13 protein-coding genes are annotated in these 15,681 nt (G+C 45.6%); 3 read left to right on the top strand and 10 right to left on the bottom strand.

Features of this window, described 5'->3' with window-relative positions; genetic code table 11:
• Positions 1-43 precede the first annotated feature (43 nt).
• From panD to sfsA, 7 genes are all read right to left on the bottom strand, one after another.
• The gene (gene panD, locus ACIH2S_RS14870) at positions 44-424 is read right to left on the bottom strand and encodes an aspartate 1-decarboxylase (protein WP_036952622.1); all 381 of its coding nucleotides are present in this window, start codon (positions 422-424) and stop codon (positions 44-46) included.
• Between the two features lie 228 nt (positions 425-652).
• Positions 653-1,516: a pantoate--beta-alanine ligase gene (panC, locus tag ACIH2S_RS14865; protein ID WP_108478345.1), complete on the bottom strand. Its 864-nt coding sequence runs from the start codon at positions 1,514-1,516 to the stop codon at positions 653-655.
• A gap of 34 nt (positions 1,517-1,550) precedes the next feature.
• Positions 1,551-2,342 (bottom strand): 3-methyl-2-oxobutanoate hydroxymethyltransferase, encoded by a 792-nt coding sequence (gene panB, locus ACIH2S_RS14860; protein WP_036952616.1) that lies wholly within the window; start codon positions 2,340-2,342, stop codon positions 1,551-1,553.
• Positions 2,343-2,408: 66 nt separating this feature from the next.
• Positions 2,409-2,891 (bottom strand): 2-amino-4-hydroxy-6-hydroxymethyldihydropteridine diphosphokinase, encoded by a 483-nt coding sequence (folK, locus tag ACIH2S_RS14855; RefSeq protein WP_108478344.1) that lies wholly within the window; start codon positions 2,889-2,891, stop codon positions 2,409-2,411.
• Between the two features lie 71 nt (positions 2,892-2,962).
• Positions 2,963-4,489, bottom strand: coding sequence for a polynucleotide adenylyltransferase PcnB (pcnB, locus tag ACIH2S_RS14850; protein WP_207910782.1), 1,527 nt, complete (start codon positions 4,487-4,489; stop codon positions 2,963-2,965).
• A 377-nt stretch (positions 4,490-4,866) separates the two neighbouring features.
• Complete coding sequence (gene dksA / locus ACIH2S_RS14845; protein WP_006659320.1) at positions 4,867-5,322, bottom strand: RNA polymerase-binding protein DksA; 456 nt, start codon at positions 5,320-5,322, stop codon at positions 4,867-4,869.
• A 190-nt stretch (positions 5,323-5,512) separates the two neighbouring features.
• Positions 5,513-6,229: a DNA/RNA nuclease SfsA gene (sfsA, locus tag ACIH2S_RS14840; protein ID WP_036952609.1), complete on the bottom strand. Its 717-nt coding sequence runs from the start codon at positions 6,227-6,229 to the stop codon at positions 5,513-5,515.
• 161 nt (positions 6,230-6,390) lie between these two features.
• On the opposite strand from sfsA, the gene hrpB reads away from it, so the two are divergent.
• The gene (hrpB, locus tag ACIH2S_RS14835; RefSeq protein WP_196712439.1) at positions 6,391-8,850 is read left to right on the top strand and encodes an ATP-dependent helicase HrpB; all 2,460 of its coding nucleotides are present in this window, start codon (positions 6,391-6,393) and stop codon (positions 8,848-8,850) included.
• A gap of 211 nt (positions 8,851-9,061) precedes the next feature.
• Positions 9,062-11,599 carry a bifunctional glycosyl transferase/transpeptidase gene (mrcB, locus tag ACIH2S_RS14830; protein ID WP_108478341.1) on the top strand — a complete coding sequence of 846 codons (2,538 nt, stop codon included), beginning with the start codon at positions 9,062-9,064 and terminating at the stop codon, positions 11,597-11,599.
• 204 nt (positions 11,600-11,803) lie between these two features.
• Here the strand turns inward: mrcB and hemL are convergent, their stop codons facing one another.
• Positions 11,804-13,093, bottom strand: coding sequence for a glutamate-1-semialdehyde 2,1-aminomutase (gene hemL / locus ACIH2S_RS14825; protein ID WP_036952602.1), 1,290 nt, complete (start codon positions 13,091-13,093; stop codon positions 11,804-11,806).
• A 237-nt stretch (positions 13,094-13,330) separates the two neighbouring features.
• On the opposite strand from hemL, the gene erpA reads away from it, so the two are divergent.
• A complete protein-coding gene (erpA, locus tag ACIH2S_RS14820; protein WP_036952599.1) occupies positions 13,331-13,675 on the top strand; it encodes an iron-sulfur cluster insertion protein ErpA in 345 nt (114 codons plus the stop codon).
• A 398-nt stretch (positions 13,676-14,073) separates the two neighbouring features.
• On the opposite strand, the gene btuF is transcribed toward erpA, so the two are convergent.
• Together btuF and mtnN are read right to left on the bottom strand one after the other, a co-directional pair.
• Entirely contained in the window at positions 14,074-14,883 is an 810-nt protein-coding gene (gene btuF, locus ACIH2S_RS14815; protein ID WP_430248582.1) for a vitamin B12 ABC transporter substrate-binding protein BtuF, read from the bottom strand.
• 95 nt (positions 14,884-14,978) lie between these two features.
• On the bottom strand, positions 14,979-15,671 hold the full coding sequence (gene mtnN, locus ACIH2S_RS14810) for a 5'-methylthioadenosine/S-adenosylhomocysteine nucleosidase (protein WP_430247650.1): 693 nt from the start codon (positions 15,669-15,671) through the stop codon (positions 14,979-14,981).
• Positions 15,672-15,681: the final 10 nt, after the last annotated feature.

Below are 15,681 nucleotides of genomic sequence, written 5' to 3'. Positions count from 1 at the left end.
GTCATCAACGTAATGCCCCTAATAGGGGCATTTCTATATTAAATTAGGCGACTTGTACCGGTACCGCTTTAGCAATCCGGCTCATGGTGTTGTTCGCATCAAAGTAAGCCACTTTGGGGTGATGCTGGCGGGCTTCTTCATCAGGTAACATACCGTAAGTACAAATAATCAGCTTATCACCAACCGCCGCACGGCGTGCAGCAGCACCATTGACAGAGATAATTTTAGAACCGCGTTCCCCTGCAATCGCATAGGTTGAAAAACGTTCGCCATTATCCACATTATAAATATCGATAGCTTCGTATTCTAAAATGCCAACGGCATCTAAAAAATCCTGATCGATGGCGCAAGAACCTTCATAGTGAAGATCAGCTTGAGTGACGGTGGCACGGTGAAGTTTGCCTAATAGCATTTTTCTTTGCATTTCTTCTTCCTTATTCTTCCTCATTGCTGCCACAGCGTTGTTAGCTGTGTGCTCTTACCTAGTCACATTTATTCTTCCTCATTGTATGCCACAGCGTTGTTGGCTGCGCTCTCTTGCCCTAGTCACATACTTATGTATGCTCCTAGGGTCGCGTTTACTTGCCGCCTAGCTGTGACAGCAATGAGTTTGAATAAATATTAGGTAACTTGAATCTAAAGTATTTTGTTTTTAAGCGATATCGAGCGGTAACTCGACTTGCAGATTGTCGATTAAACGGGTTTGACCTAACCATGCAGCCATTAAAATCACGGCGCGGCGGCTGGAAACCGTCAGTTCGCCGAGGTTATCGGCATCGCGAATAAAGAGTTCGTCAGGGGTAAATCCTGCTTGGCGCAAAGATTCTTCCATTTCACTAATTAAACCGGTTGCTGCCGCGGGAGAGTCCGCGAGCTTCTCACCTGCTTTTTGCATAATCGCAAACAGCTGAGGGGCGATTTTTAGCTCATCGGCAGACAGATTATTATTGCGTGAACTCAGGGCTAAGCCATTCTTAGCGCGAACGATAGGGACACCGACAACCTGAATATCGAAAGAAAGGTCAGTCACCAATTTACGCACTAACTGAAGCTGCTGATAATCTTTTTCACCAAATAATGCAATATCAGGCTGCACGAGATTAAACAGCTTGGTCAGTACTGTCGCAACGCCACGAAAATGCCCTGGGCGGCTAGCACCTTCTAACATGGTAGAAATTTCAGGTACTTCAACGTAACTTTGGTTGTCCATACCTTCAGGGTAAAACTCGGCGGCAGACGGTGCGAAAACTAAATCGACACTTTTACGTTTCAATTTTTCGCAATCTTCCTGCAAGGTACGAGGGTAATTGGCTAAATCGGATTGACGGTCAAACTGCATTGGATTGACAAAAATGCTGGCAATGACAATGTCGGCTTGCTGTTTAGCTTGGTCAATCAGTGTCAGGTGCCCATCATGTAAATTGCCCATCGTTGGGACAAACGCAATACGTTTGCCTTCTTGTTTCCAGCGACGAATTTCACGGCGCAAGATTGGCGATGTTTCAACGATCCGCATACTTCCCATCCTTATCGTTATATTTCATACAGAATTACGAAAATGAGTGAGCGTCACTCGGGTAAATTTCTTGCTCAACTTCTTGAATATATAGGCGAATAGCATCGTGAATATTGCCTGCTTCAGCCAAAAAGTTTTTCGCAAATTTTGGCGGTTTGGCGGTGATCCCTAACGCATCATGCATCACGAGAATTTGCCCGTCAGTGCCATTACCGGCACCAATTCCAATGACAGGTAACAGTAATTCTTCAGTGACTTGGTTAGCAAGGGATGTTGGTACGCATTCAAGAACCAACAGCTGAATGCCTGCATTCTCGAGGGCAATCGCATCTTTGATAAGCTGATTGGCAGTGACTTCATCACGACCTTGGACTTTATAGCCCCCAAGTACATTTACCGCTTGTGGCGTTAAGCCTAAGTGGCCGCAGACTGGTACGGAACGTTCACACAGCATTTTGACGGTTTCACATAGCCAGCTGCCACCTTCGATTTTCACCATATTCGCACCAGCTTGCATCAAAATAGCGGCATTGGCACAGGCTTGCTCAGGCGTGGCATAACTCATAAAAGGCATGTCGGCGATGATAAATGCGTTAGGGGCGCCTTTACGTACGCAGCGAGTGTGGTAAGCAATCTGCTCGACAGTGACAGGAAGGGTACTGGTTTCGCCTTGGATAGTCATACCTAAGGAATCACCAACCAGCATCACTTGGATACCTTGCTCAGCAAACAGTTGAGCAAAACTGGCATCGTAGGCTGTAATGGTAGCGAATTTGTGTTTCTCTTTTTTATATTGACACAAATCAGCGAGAGAAATGGGTTTCATTAAAATAACCTCCGGAAATGATTTCTCTTATGACCATACCTGAACGAGGTTAAACACATTAGGAATTTATTCCCAAAGCATTAGGCCATTTTGAGGGACGTGTGTAAGTCTTTCTGACAGTTTTTCACCATCAGGAAAAATCAGGGAAGGGGTAATGTCACTGAGCGGGTACAGCATAAATTCACGCTCTTTTAGCCCATAGTGTGGAACGGTTAAGCGTTCGGTGTGGATCACTCGATTGCCAAACAGCATGATATCGAGATCTAATGTTCTCGGTCCCCAGCGCTCATCTTTGCGAACGCGTCCTAAATCCAATTCAATTTTTTGGGTATGATTGAGTAAGTCTTCAGGCTCAAGTTCGGTTTCCAGCAAAACTGCCAGATTGAGAAAATCAGGTTGATCCTGTGGGCCGAGGGGTTTAGTTCGATAAATAGAGGAAGTGCTCACAACGCGAGTGCTTGGAATCGCATCTAATGCGGCAATCGCTTGTTGTGCTTGCTTCAGTGGCTCGCCTAAGTTGCTGCCAATGGCAATGTACACTTGCTCCATCTCTTTATCTCTCTATCTTAATCTCTCTATGGTGATCGCAGCGACCGCTTAAGCCGCTGTGATGAATACCATTATGATTTATTCGGTTTTCTATTACCGGATTGTGATGAACGATGCGGACGCTGGCGGCGACGAGTTGGCGCACTACCGAGCTCCGAGATCATTTCACGCTGTTTCTGGGCATTGGCTTGTTGGAAGTCATTCCACCATAAAGCGAGTTCTTGTAGCTCATTACGGTGTTCCACATTGGCTCTAAGCTCTAATAAATCAAAGGCAGCACGGAATTTCGGGTGCTCCATCAATTTATTCGCCCGACGCCCTTGGCGACGAGGTAAGCGTAATTGCAACATCCAGATATCACGCATGGTGGTGGTGATACGTTTTGGGATTGCAATAGAGCGGCACTGTTCATCCAGTACATCATTCATTGCCAGCGCAAAGGCATCATAGTAAGCAAGACCGCCTTCCTGTGATAGTTTTTCTGCGTGTTCAGTGACGGGATACCATAACATGGCTGCAAATAAAAATGCAGGATTGACGCGCTTATCATTTTTTAGTCTGAAATCGGTGTTTTTTAACACTTGTTCAATGACTTTTTCCATTGGTGAATCACCATTCTCAGTGAAGCGGCTCGCAATCACAGGGAACAGTTGTTCAAACAGATGGTACTGATTCAGCATTTTATAGGTGGCGTAGCCATAGCCGGCTTGAAGTAATTTTAATGACTCTTCAAACAGTCGCGCAGAAGGGATTTCACGCAGCAATGGGGCTAAGCGATGAATCGGCTCTGCGGTATTTGGCTCGATACGCATATTCAGCTTACAGGCGAAACGCACGGCGCGGATCATCCGAACGGGATCTTCACGGTAGCGTGTTTCTGGGTCGCCAATCAGACGAATGACGCCTTCTTTTAAGTCTTGTAATCCATTGACATAATCGCGTACGGAGAAATCATCAATGTTGTAATACAGGCTGTTGACAGTGAAGTCACGGCGGATAGCATCTTCTTCAATGGAACCGAAAATATTGTCGCGAAGCAGCATGCCATTTTGCGCTTGAGATGACAGGTTTTTATCATCGACTTCTTGGTCGTGGTGACCGCGGAAGGTGGCGACTTCAATAATTTCTGGACCAAACATAATGTGCGCAAGGCGGAATCGACGACCAACCAGTCGACAATTACGAAATAGCTTGCGAATTTGTTCTGGGGTTGCATTGGTGGTGATATCGAAATCTTTTGGCTTTTGACCTAATAACAAATCACGCACACCACCGCCAACTAAATAGGCTTCGTAGCCATTTTTATTAAGGCGGTACAATACTTTTAGTGCGTTTTCACTAATGTCATCACGCGAAATTATGTGTTGAGCGCGTGGAATAACGGTAATCGATTCTTGTTTCGTCACGGATGTTCGCTTCTGTGTTTGAGCATCGGAACGTTTAGAGGGACGAACCGTTTTCTTTGTTTGTCTCGTATTCTGGTCATGTCTAGTATTCTGCTCATGCCGAGTTTTCCTCTCAGATTTTTTCTCTGATGCAGAAGGAGTGACTGGCCTTTCACCGGCTGCCTGTGTGTCTCGCGCACCACGCTTTGGCATCGAGTCCTGTTCTGCGGACGATGCTGGTTCATTGCGAGATAAAATATTGCGGCAGAAATTTGCTACTCGGTTAAAAATAGTACACCTCGATGTCATTACATAGATTCATTAAACAAAATAAGCGGCTAATCATAGCTCACTGAAGTTTCTTTGAGAATGGTTAAACGAATAAAAGTCATGGCTAATTATTTTTTATATCAATTAAACCAGTGAATATTATACAAATTGTAGCTTTTTGCGCGAGACGCAAACGATAACAAATGAGAGAAAATGAGAGAAATAAAGATGAGGTAAAGGGGAGTTTAAACTTTTTTGAGGGTGCGAATCCTTATAACGGCGCAGGGTTAATGCGCCGTTGAGGACTCCCAAAACAACAATTAGCCAGCCATCTGCTTTTCGCGGATTTCTGCTAATGTTTTACAGTCGATGCACAAATCTGCTGTTGGACGCGCTTCCAAACGACGGATGCCAATTTCCACACCACAAGATTCGCAGTAGCCAAAATCTTCATCTTCAACTTTCTTCAGCGTCTTTTCGATCTTCTTGATCAATTTACGTTCGCGGTCGCGGTTACGTAATTCGAGGCTGAATTCCTCTTCCTGAGCGGCTCTATCAACGGGGTCTGGAAAGTTAGCTGCCTCATCTTGCATATGAGTAACAGTCCGGTCCACTTCATCTCTGAGTTGATTGCGCCATGCTTCGAGAATGAGCTTAAAATGCGCCAATTGGGCTTCGTTCATGTACTCTTCGCCAGCCTTCTCATGATAGGGCTCAACCCCGGCAATGGCGAGAATGCTTAAGGACGATGTCTTACGTTTTTGCCCTTCTTGCATAATGCTTCTCCTACACACGCAAATTTTACAAAAACCCCAAGGGGGAAAATTTAAGGTCGCTATAAATATCAGAAGACAGCCGTCTTGGCAATCGTTCATGTGATGAGTTTTGTAATGCTGTGAAGACAAGCGTGTTTCTTCCCTTCACAAGCACTCATAACTCGATGACCTTGTTTAAATATCGACTAAACTAAAATGACTTAGTCGGGGTGAAGCGAATTGATGTCCCTATTTGCATTTTTTGTTTAGATATATCCACTTGATAACACAGAACTTCGACGCCATTGGTTATAGCCTGTTCTAACAACGCTGCATATTTAGGATCAATATGTGCAGCAGCGGATACTACGTGGATACCGCTATGTAAAATGACAAACATAAGTATGGCGCGTTTTCCTTCTTTAGCAATCAAAGTCAGCTCTCTAAGGTGCTTTTGTCCTCGTATTGTCTGAGTATCAGGGAAATAGCCATGGTTGTTTTCCAACAAAGTCACTGATTTAACTTCAATAAAACAATCAGTTAAGCCCTCTTGAGTGAGTAAAAAATCAATCCGGCTGTTTTCACTTCCATACTTCACTTCAGGGGTCACTATACTGTAGTCAGATAATTCTGGAATATGCTTTTTTGCCAACGCTTCTGCCACTAATTGATTAGCTCGTAGCGTGTTAATACAAATTAGATGGTTGTTTTTGGTTTGCGTTAACTCCCAACTGTACGGATATTTTCGTTTTGGGTTATCCGAAGTGGAGTACCACACGGTATCCCCTGGAGTTGCACAGCCTGTCATCGCCCCCGTGTTTGCGCAGTGTATCGTCATTTCCTCTCCCTCGGGTGTGACGACATCCGCTAAAAAACGTTTATAGCGTTTAATTAATGTGGCTGATTTTAAAGGGGGGATAAATTCCATGTTTTCTCCGTTTACCGCGTTGTTCGTGACATAACATTACACCATCCTATATATGGTGTTAGCTCATAGACAGTATTAATGCGTCATATTCGTTAATGCTACAATTTGTTAATGCTACAATGCTTCACATAGAAAGTTAAACCTCATGGAGTTACCCCTTAGTGTTCCCTATCTTAGAAGTAAGTGATGACTTACTCGCTGCTCTAGCGAAATCCTCTCAAGTTCTGTTGCATGCGCCGACGGGGGCAGGGAAATCAACGGTACTGCCGTTAGAAATCCTCAAAAGTGGGCAGATAGATGGGCGGATTATTATGTTAGAGCCGCGGCGTATTGCAGCACGCTCAGTCGCCGCTCGCTTAGCGCAGCAGTTAGGGGAATCGGTAGGGGAAACCATTGGTTTGCGTATGCGCTCAGAAAGCAGAGTGAGCGCAAAAACGCGTTTGGAAGTGGTGACGGAAGGGGTTCTCACTCGCCAATTACAAAATGACCCGATGCTTGAAGGTGTCGGATTGGTCATTTTGGATGAATTTCATGAACGTAATTTACAGGCTGATTTAGGGTTAGCGCTGTTGTTGGATTCTCAGCAAGCACTGCGGGATGATTTAAAAATTTTGCTAATGTCCGCTACGCTGGATGATCAAGGGCTTAGCCAGCTATTTTCTGATGCGCCGGTGATCAGTTCACAAGGACGGACATTCCCTGTTCAACGGGAATATAAGCCCATCAATCCGAATAAACCGTTTCATCAAGAAGTCGCGAGCGCGGTTTGGCAACTGATGCAGCAACAAGGTGGCTCTTTGTTACTCTTTTTACCGGGAGTGGGCGAAATTGAGCGGACGAAAAGCGAGTTAGAAGGGTTAGTGACTGACGATGTGATGTTATGCCCAATGTATGGCGCGCTATCAATTCAAGCTCAGCAACAAGCGATTCTGCCTGCCCCTGAAGGAAAACGTAAGGTCGTGCTGGCGACCAACATTGCGGAAACCAGTCTCACCATCGAGGGGATCCGTTTAGTGGTGGATAGCGGCTTTGAGCGCGTGGGACAATTTAACCCGAGAAGTGGGCTGACAAAGCTAATTAAAAAACGCATTAGCCAAGCTTCAATGACCCAACGTGCGGGGCGAGCAGGGCGTTTAGAAGCGGGTGTGTGCTGGCATCTAATGAGTGCTGAACAAGCCGAACGAGCAGCACAATTTAGTGAAGCAGAAATCAATAATAGTGATTTAAGCGGGTTATGGTTAGCGCTCCTTCAATGGGGCTGTCACGATATTTCTCAACTCCAATGGTTAGATGTTCCCCCTGAGGCGGCATTATCAGCAGCGAAAACCCTGTTATTCAAATTGGGTGTCACCAATGCCCAAGGGAAACTCACGTCGATGGGCAATAAAATGGCGGGAACGGGAATGTCAGTGCGTACTGCCGCCATGCTGTATCACGCACAGCAAACTCAAAATAAACCCGTTATTCAACTTGCTGCATTATTAACTGCAATTATTGAAGAACCTCCCCGTGGCGGAGTGATCGACCTACATACCCATTTAGAACGTCCGACGGAGAACTGGTGCAAACGTGCCTCTATCTTAAGTGGTGACAAGGTTACCCATTCTTTAGGGAAAGCCACTGGGTTGATTAGTGAGTGGTTACCAACATTACTTGCCGCAGGGTTTCCAGACTACATAGCGAAATCCCGTGACCATCAAGCTCGTTATCAATTAGCCAGTGGGTTAGGGGCAACACTGAACGACAATGACCCGTTAATGGGGAGTGAATGGCTGATGGTGGCGGCATTATGGCAGTCAGAAACCTCGGCGGATGCGCGTATCTCACTGGCGTATCCTATTGAAATTGAAAAGCTTCAACAGGATTGCCCGCATCTTTTTGACACTCAAGAGACAGTTGAATGGGATGAGCAGCGGGGGAGCTTACTGGCATGGCGGCGCTTACAATGCGGGCAGTTAGTTGTCAAATCTCAACGGCTGACTAATCCAGAGCTGGAAGAGATTAAAAATGCACTGGTGTACTGGCTTCAGCAAAATGGTTTGCAACAGTTAAATTGGCAAGAAAATACCCTACAGTTGCGCATTCGTTGTGAGTTAGCGGCGCGTTATTTTCCTGACTCGCCATTGCCTGCAATGGATGATGAGACTTTACTCGAGACGCTTGATGAATGGTTAGCCCCTTATCTTAATGGTGTGACAAGCAAGAAAAAGCTGCAAGAAATTGATTTAATGAATTTATTATTGAATCGATTGGATTGGCAGCAGCGTCAATGGCTCGACAGCACGTTCCCTGTGACCTATATCGCTCCTTCTGGGAGCGAGGTAAGTATTCACTACGCGCTAGACAAGCCGCCAGTGGTTGAAATTCGCTTGCAAGAAGTGTTTGGTGAAAAAGCCAATCCAACCGTGGCAAATGGTAAAGTGACGCTAACATTATCGCTACTTTCGCCGGCAAGGCGCCCTATTCAGATAACTCAAGATCTCGGTGCATTTTGGCAAGGGAGCTATAAAGAGGTACAAAAAGAGATGAAAGGGCGTTATCCAAAACATCCTTGGCCAGATGACCCTGCGAATGCCGAACCAACGCGACAAACAAAAAAAGCGATGATGAGTGCGAAATAACCTAATTTTGTGCTCTAATAACGGGCTGTAAATTAGGCAATGGCGCCCAATAGGCAGCGTAAGGAAGTGTAATTAGGAGCTTTCTTCCGTGAAATTCCTTGAATTATGAGCCAAAATTAGCCTTATGTTACACCTACGTATCTGTAGTTGTACTTGTGTATGTATAGTTAGATTTTAATGCCTATTTAGGTATAGGAGATATGGAGCGACCATGTCCGGTAAAGATTTTGAACCCATTGGCAGACGTAAAAGACGCGCTGCTGAGAAATCGTCATCCTCTTCACGCCGCCGTAGACGCCGCGATGATTATGATGAAGATCTCTACGATGATGAAGATATTGATGATGAATATCTTGATGATGAAGACGATGAAGAAGAGCAAATGACCAAAAAAGGCTCAAAAAAGAACAAACCTCGCAAGAGTAAATGGCGCTGGTTCTGGCTGCTAGTTAAATTAATGCTAGTACTTGCAGTCATACTGGCGGCTTACGGTTTTTATCTAAACCAACAAATTAAAGAACGCCTTGATGGTAAGGTGTGGGACTTGCCTGCGGCGGTATATGGACGCATGGTAAACCTTGAGCCCGGTATGGATTACAGCCAAGCTGAAATGACCAACCTGCTCGAAGGAATGCAGTACCGTAAAGTCAGCAAAATCACCACATCTGGTGAGTTTGTGGTGAAAGGCAATACCATTGAAATTTTGCGTCGTCCATTTAATTTTCCAGACCAAAAAGAGGGGCAAGTCCTCGCGCGTCTGGTGTTTGAAAATGGCATGTTGAGCAAGATTGAAAATATTGAAAATGGGCGCTCGTTCGGTTTCTTCCGTTTAGATCCGAAACTGATCACCATGATGCAATCTGCGAATAATGAACAGCGTTTAGTGCTGCCAATGGCGGACTTCCCTGAATCCCTGGTAAAAATCCTCCTCGAAACGGAAGATAGAAATTTTTATGAGCATGATGGTGTTAGCTTATATTCTATCGGTCGTGCGGTGGTAGCGAACGTCACTGCAGGTCGTTCCGTACAAGGGGGAAGTACCTTAACGCAGCAGTTGGTGAAAAACCTATTTTTAACCAACGAAAGAACTCTGAAACGTAAAGCTAATGAAGCCTTTATGGCATTGATTTTAGACTATAACTACAGCAAAGAACGCATTCTTGAACTGTATTTGAATGAGGTCTATTTAGGGCAAAATGGTAATGATGAAATTCGTGGCTTCCCGCTGGCGAGTTTGTATTACTTTGGTCGACCAATCAATGAGTTAAGCTTTGACCAACAAGCATTGCTGGTGGGAATGGTGCAAGGTGCATCAACCTTTAACCCGTGGACTAAGCCACAAAATGCGATTAAACGCCGTAATATTGTGCTTAAAATCCTTGAAACCCGTGGTGTTATCGATAATGAGATGTACCAAGTTCTAAGTGCTCGACCGCTCGGTGTGAAAAACAAAGAAGGGTTAGTCGCATCTCAACCCGCATTTATGCAGATGGTGAGACAAGAACTGAGCGAGAAGCTTGGGGATAAAGTTAAAGATCTCTCGGGTGCGAAAATCTTTACCACCTTAGATCCGGTAGCGCAAACGGCGGCGGAAAATGCAGTCGAGTTCGGCGTGGCTGATTTACGTAAAGCACGTAAATTGGATGATATCGAAGGTGCCATGGTGGTTGTCGACCGTATTAACGGTGAAGTTCGTGCGATGGTCGGTGGCTCTGATCCACAATTCTCAGGCTTTAACCGAGCGCTAAATGCCCGTCGCAGCATTGGTTCTTTAGCAAAACCACCGGTGTATTTAACGGCATTAAGTGAGCCGGACCGTTTCCGCTTAAATACGTGGCTATCCGATGAACCGTTGACCATCAAGGTCGGTAATCAAAGTTGGAGCCCACGAAACTATAGCCGTAACTTCAATGGTCGTATGATGCTGGTGGATGCATTAGCGAAATCACAAAATATTCCAACCGTAAACTTAGGGATGGAAATTGGTCTCGACCAAGTGATGAATACGTTTATCCGTTTAGGCGCGCCAGAAAGTGCGATGGAAAAAGTACCTGCGATGTTGTTAGGTGCGGTGAACTTAACGCCAGCTGAAGTGGCGCAAGTGTACCAAACCATTGGTGGCGAAGGTAATCGCGCAAAATTATCGGCATTACGTTCCGTGATTGATGGTGATGGTAAAGAGCTGTATCAAAGTTACCCATCCGCAGAGCGTGCCGTACCATCTCAAGCCGCTTATTTAACGCTATTTGGTATGCAGCAAGTAGTGCTGCAAGGGACTGGGCGCGTATTACTGAATAAATATGGTAAATACAATCTGGCGGGTAAAACGGGTACCACCAACGACCTGCGTGATAGCTGGTACGCGGGTATTGACGGTAAGGAAGTGGCTATTGTCTGGGTCGGTCGCGATAACAACGGACCAACACAGTTAACAGGCTCAACAGGGGCATTACGTGTTTATCAGCGCTATTTAGATAACCAAACGCCACTGACACTGATCAATCGAGCACCAGAAGGGATAACCGATATGCGTGTCATGATGGATGGGCAATTTAGCTGCTCTGATTTAGGTGGCGGCAGAATGTTACCAGTCTGGACTGAAGACCCGCAAAGCCTGTGCCAAGGATCAGCATCGCAAGATCCAGCGTGGAATTTGAATGGGAATGGTGAGGCGCCGCAAGAAGATGGAGCAGCTCCTGACTGGGTGAAGGATATGTTTGGCGATTCTCCGTCATCCCGCACGCCGTAGCGTTGTTGGCTGCGCTCGCTAACCCTAGTCACATACTTGTGTATGCTCCTAGGGCTTAGCTCACTTGCCGCCTAGCTACAGCGCACGGGATTTAGGAGAATAATTTGTTTGATTGAAAACGAAAAAAGACCAAAAAATAGATAAAAAAATAGGCGCCGTCTTATGTAGATGGCGCCTATTTTTTTGAGCGGATTATTGCGGGGATTATTCGGCTTTGATTTTTGCCAGTGCAATTTCCGCGGCATCTATGGTGCGCTGGATATCTTCATCGCTGTGGGCGACAGACATAAAGCCCGCTTCGAATGCAGATGGTGCTAAGTAAACGCCTTCTTCTAACATGTAGTGGAAGAACTTCTTAAAGCGAGTCACATCGCACTTCATCACGTCTTGGTAGCACGTTACTGATTCGGCGTCAGTGAAGAATAGACCAAACATCCCGCCCACATGGTTGATAACCATAGGCACGCCTTGCTCTTTAGAAACACGGGTTAAGCCACGAGCCAGTTTATCGGTCAGCTCCGTTAAACGCGCATGAACACCCGGCTGAGACACTTCATTTAAGCAAGCTAAACCCGCCGCCATGGCAACAGGGTTACCAGAAAGTGTACCCGCTTGGTAAACAGGGCCGATAGGCGCTAATTTTTCCATCACTTCATAGCGACCGCCAAATGCACCCACAGGCATACCGCCACCGATGATTTTACCTAAACAGGTTAAATCCGGTTGTACGTTGTAGTGATCTTGAGCACCACCGAGTGCAACACGGAAGCCTGTCATCACTTCATCGATGATCAGCAGTGCGTTGAATTCATCACATAATGCACGCAGACCAGGCAGGAATTCTGCGGTTGGTGGAACGCAGTTCATGTTACCCGCGACAGGTTCAACAATCACACATGCCACTTCTTCTGGGTAGTTTTCGAAAGCTTGGCGAACAGAGGCTAAATCGTTGTATGTGCAGGTCAATGTGTGCTTAACGAAATCTTCAGGTACGCCCGGAGAGTTAGGCTCGCCCATGGTCAGTGCACCGGAACCGGCTTTCACTAATAGGCAGTCAGCGTGACCGTGGTAGCAACCTTCGAACTTAATAATTTTATCGCGGCCAGTATAACCACGAGCAAGGCGAATCGCGCTCATAGTGGCTTCAGTACCGGAGTTGACCATACGGATCATATCGATAGATGGGACTAATTCGCACACCAGTTTTGCCATTTCCACTTCAGCAGCGGTTGGTGCACCAAAGCTTAAGCCTTTATTGACGGCTTTGATCACAGCATCGCGGATAGCGGGATGGTTGTGACCCAATACCATTGGACCCCAAGAGCCCACATAATCAATGTAAGCTTTGCCATCGACATCATAAATGTAAGCGCCATCAGCGCGCTCGATAAATAACGGGGTACCACCCACACCATTAAAGGCGCGAACAGGGGAGTTAACACCGCCAGGGATCAGCTGTTGGGCTTCATTATATAATTCTTCGGAATGGTGCATTGCAGGGCTCCTGAAAAGAGACTAAATAAAAAGTTGCCGCTATTCTAAAGCACAAGGACGATTAAACCAATGCTATCAATCACAATGATGGATCAATCATAAGGATGAATAGCAACTCTGTGCTCAATTGTGTAACAACACTTGAACCAATGAGTCAGGTGACGGATAATTGAGAAATTGATCTAAGTAGGCTTTGCCTTACCTATGAATTTACCGGTCACCGGTCTGGAGTAATAAATGAGTGATGATGTAGCTCTGCCTCTGCAATTTACCGATGCAGCTGCAACCAAAGTAAAAGACTTAGTTGCCGATGAAAATAACCCAAACCTGCGTCTGCGCGTCTATATTACGGGCGGTGGTTGCAGCGGCTTCCAATATGGCTTTACCTTTGATGATCAAATCAACGAAGGGGATATGACCATCGAAAAACAAGGTGTCGCACTGGTTGTAGACCCAATGAGCCTGCAATATTTAGTGGGTGGAAGTGTGGATTACACTGAAGGGTTAGAAGGATCGCGCTTTATTGTGACGAATCCGAATGCGAAATCTACGTGTGGGTGCGGTTCTTCCTTCAGCGTCTGATTTTTCGTCATAGTTCAAGTTGTGACTGTGTTGGCTTCATTCGTCAACCCTAGTCACATACTTGTGTATGCTCCTAGGGATTTCCTCATTTGCCGCCTTGTCACACCTCGAACTATTTAGAAAAATCTTTTTTCGTCATATTTCAAGCCGTAGCTTCGTTAGCTACGCTCTCTCGCCCTAGTCACATACTTGTGTATGCTCCTAGGGCCTCGTTCTCTTGCTGCCTTGCTACAACTCGAACTATTTAGAAAAATCTTTTTTCGTGAGATTTTAAACGAAAAAAATTAGTTCGATTATATTATTGTCCTGTTGTATTAATTCTGCTCAAAAAATCCTGCTGTAATCTTAGATTCTTAGATTCTTAGATTCTTAGATTCTTAGATTCTTAATTTCTTTTCTTAGTTTGGTAGAGCGTTTAGCTGATTGCATAGCTGCTCGGTGGCATTGATGATGCGGGGGCCGGCGCGGTGGAACCAATCCTCATTTAAGCGAATAATAGGGACATTGAGTTGAGTACTCCAGAAGGCTTTGACGGCTTTTTCTTGCTCGGGGGAACCGGTCATAATGATGGCATCAGGTTTGCGAGCGAGGACTTGCTCACGGCTGACTTGAGGCCATTGGACAGCGCTGTTTTCAAAAATATTCTGAGCGCCGCAAGTCTTAACGACATCATTTTGAAGAGTATTATCTCCTGTGCTAAATAATGGCTGCGTGCCGAGTTGGATAAATAATTGCTTAGGTTTTTTATTACTATCTAATTTATCTTTTTGCATCTTTAACGTACTGCGCAATTGGGTGATATTTTTCTCTGCCACTTCTGGGTGAGGGCTGTATTGTGCAAGCTCCTCTAGTGAGGCGATAACCCCATCAATGCTTTGCGGATCAAAATAGACAATTGGAATCCCTAACGATGCAAGCTGATCCAGAGGTCGCTGCGGGTTACCGCCTCGCCACGCCAAGATCAAATCCGGCTTTAAGGCAATAATTCGTTCCACATTTAACCCTTGCCAATCCGCTACTTGCTCAAGTTTTTTGGCAGATTCTGGGTAATCGGAATAGGCGCTTACGGCAATTAAGCTATCTCCCAACCCTACGGCATAAGCCAGCTCCGTATTGGCAGGTGATAAACTAATGACTCGGGATTTGGGGGTGGCGAATGCACTATTGGTTAGGGTTAAGAAAAATAGAAAACCAATCAGTGAGCGCATGAGTTTGGTCGTTAGATTCATAGCATTACTTCACAAAGAGGTATTAGAAAAGGCATAAATGAAGGTCAGTTATGCCTTAGAAAGTGAGAAATAAATTACGCTAATGCTGTGACAATCGCAGCAACCATAAAGGATGATTGGCGTGCAGCGACAGGTAAAAACTCGTCAAAGCTAGTGTGGGACTCTTTATCTGCCACATCTGAAATTGCACGAACCACCACAAAAGGTACCTTAAACTGGTAGCAGACATGACCGATAGCCGCGGCTTCCATTTCAACGGCAGCAACGGTTGGGAATGTCGCTTTGATACGCGCTAAAGGCTCAGCTCCGTTGATGAAAGCATCACCACTGCAAATCAAACCGCGAACGGCGTTCATATCTAACGCTTTCACGCACTGTTCGGTAGTTTCAATGAGTTTTGCATCAGCAATAAATGCCGGTGGGCACTGTGCCATTTGACCAGGCTCATAACCAAATGCGGTGACATCCGCATCGTGGTAGCGCACTTCGGTAGATACGACGATATCACCTACATTTAAACGTGGATCTAAACCGCCCGCAGAACCTGTATTGATGATAACATCAGGCTTGCAGTGTTCTAACAATAATGTGGTACCGATTGCCGCTGCGACTTTACCGATGCCCGATTTTAATAAAGCGACGTCAACGCCGTTTATTTTCCCTGTATAAATTTCACAGCCAGCAAGGCTCAATGTTTGGCAACCTTCAATTTTTTCGCGCAGGGTCGCAACTTCTTGCTCCATCGCACCTATGATACCGATTTTCATTATGTCATAC

The sequence above is a fragment of the Providencia lanzhouensis genome, assembly GCF_050469745.1.
GTDB lineage: Bacteria > Pseudomonadota > Gammaproteobacteria > Enterobacterales > Enterobacteriaceae > Providencia > Providencia lanzhouensis.
Note: the sequence above shows the minus strand (reverse complement) of the source record. Positions and strands in the feature narration are given on the sequence as shown.

Bases quoted from the DNA above. Each gene is read 5' to 3' on its own strand.
- mrcB (WP_108478341.1), top strand. From the start codon at position 9,062: ATGTCCGGTAAAGATTTTGAACCCATTGGCAGACGTAAAAGACGCGCT.
- mtnN (WP_430247650.1), bottom strand. From the start codon at position 15,671: ATGAAAATCGGTATCATAGGTGCGATGGAGCAAGAAGTTGCGACCCTG.
- hemL (WP_036952602.1), bottom strand. From the start codon at position 13,093: ATGCACCATTCCGAAGAATTATATAATGAAGCCCAACAGCTGATCCCT.
- dksA (WP_006659320.1), bottom strand. From the start codon at position 5,322: ATGCAAGAAGGGCAAAAACGTAAGACATCGTCCTTAAGCATTCTCGCC.
- panB (WP_036952616.1), bottom strand. From the start codon at position 2,342: ATGAAACCCATTTCTCTCGCTGATTTGTGTCAATATAAAAAAGAGAAA.
- folK (WP_108478344.1), bottom strand. From the start codon at position 2,891: ATGGAGCAAGTGTACATTGCCATTGGCAGCAACTTAGGCGAGCCACTG.
- btuF (WP_430248582.1), bottom strand. From the start codon at position 14,883: ATGCGCTCACTGATTGGTTTTCTATTTTTCTTAACCCTAACCAATAGT.
- sfsA (WP_036952609.1), bottom strand. From the start codon at position 6,229: ATGGAATTTATCCCCCCTTTAAAATCAGCCACATTAATTAAACGCTAT.
- panD (WP_036952622.1), bottom strand. From the start codon at position 424: ATGCAAAGAAAAATGCTATTAGGCAAACTTCACCGTGCCACCGTCACT.
- panC (WP_108478345.1), bottom strand. From the start codon at position 1,516: ATGCGGATCGTTGAAACATCGCCAATCTTGCGCCGTGAAATTCGTCGC.
- erpA (WP_036952599.1), top strand. From the start codon at position 13,331: ATGAGTGATGATGTAGCTCTGCCTCTGCAATTTACCGATGCAGCTGCA.
- pcnB (WP_207910782.1), bottom strand. From the start codon at position 4,489: ATGCCAAAGCGTGGTGCGCGAGACACACAGGCAGCCGGTGAAAGGCCA.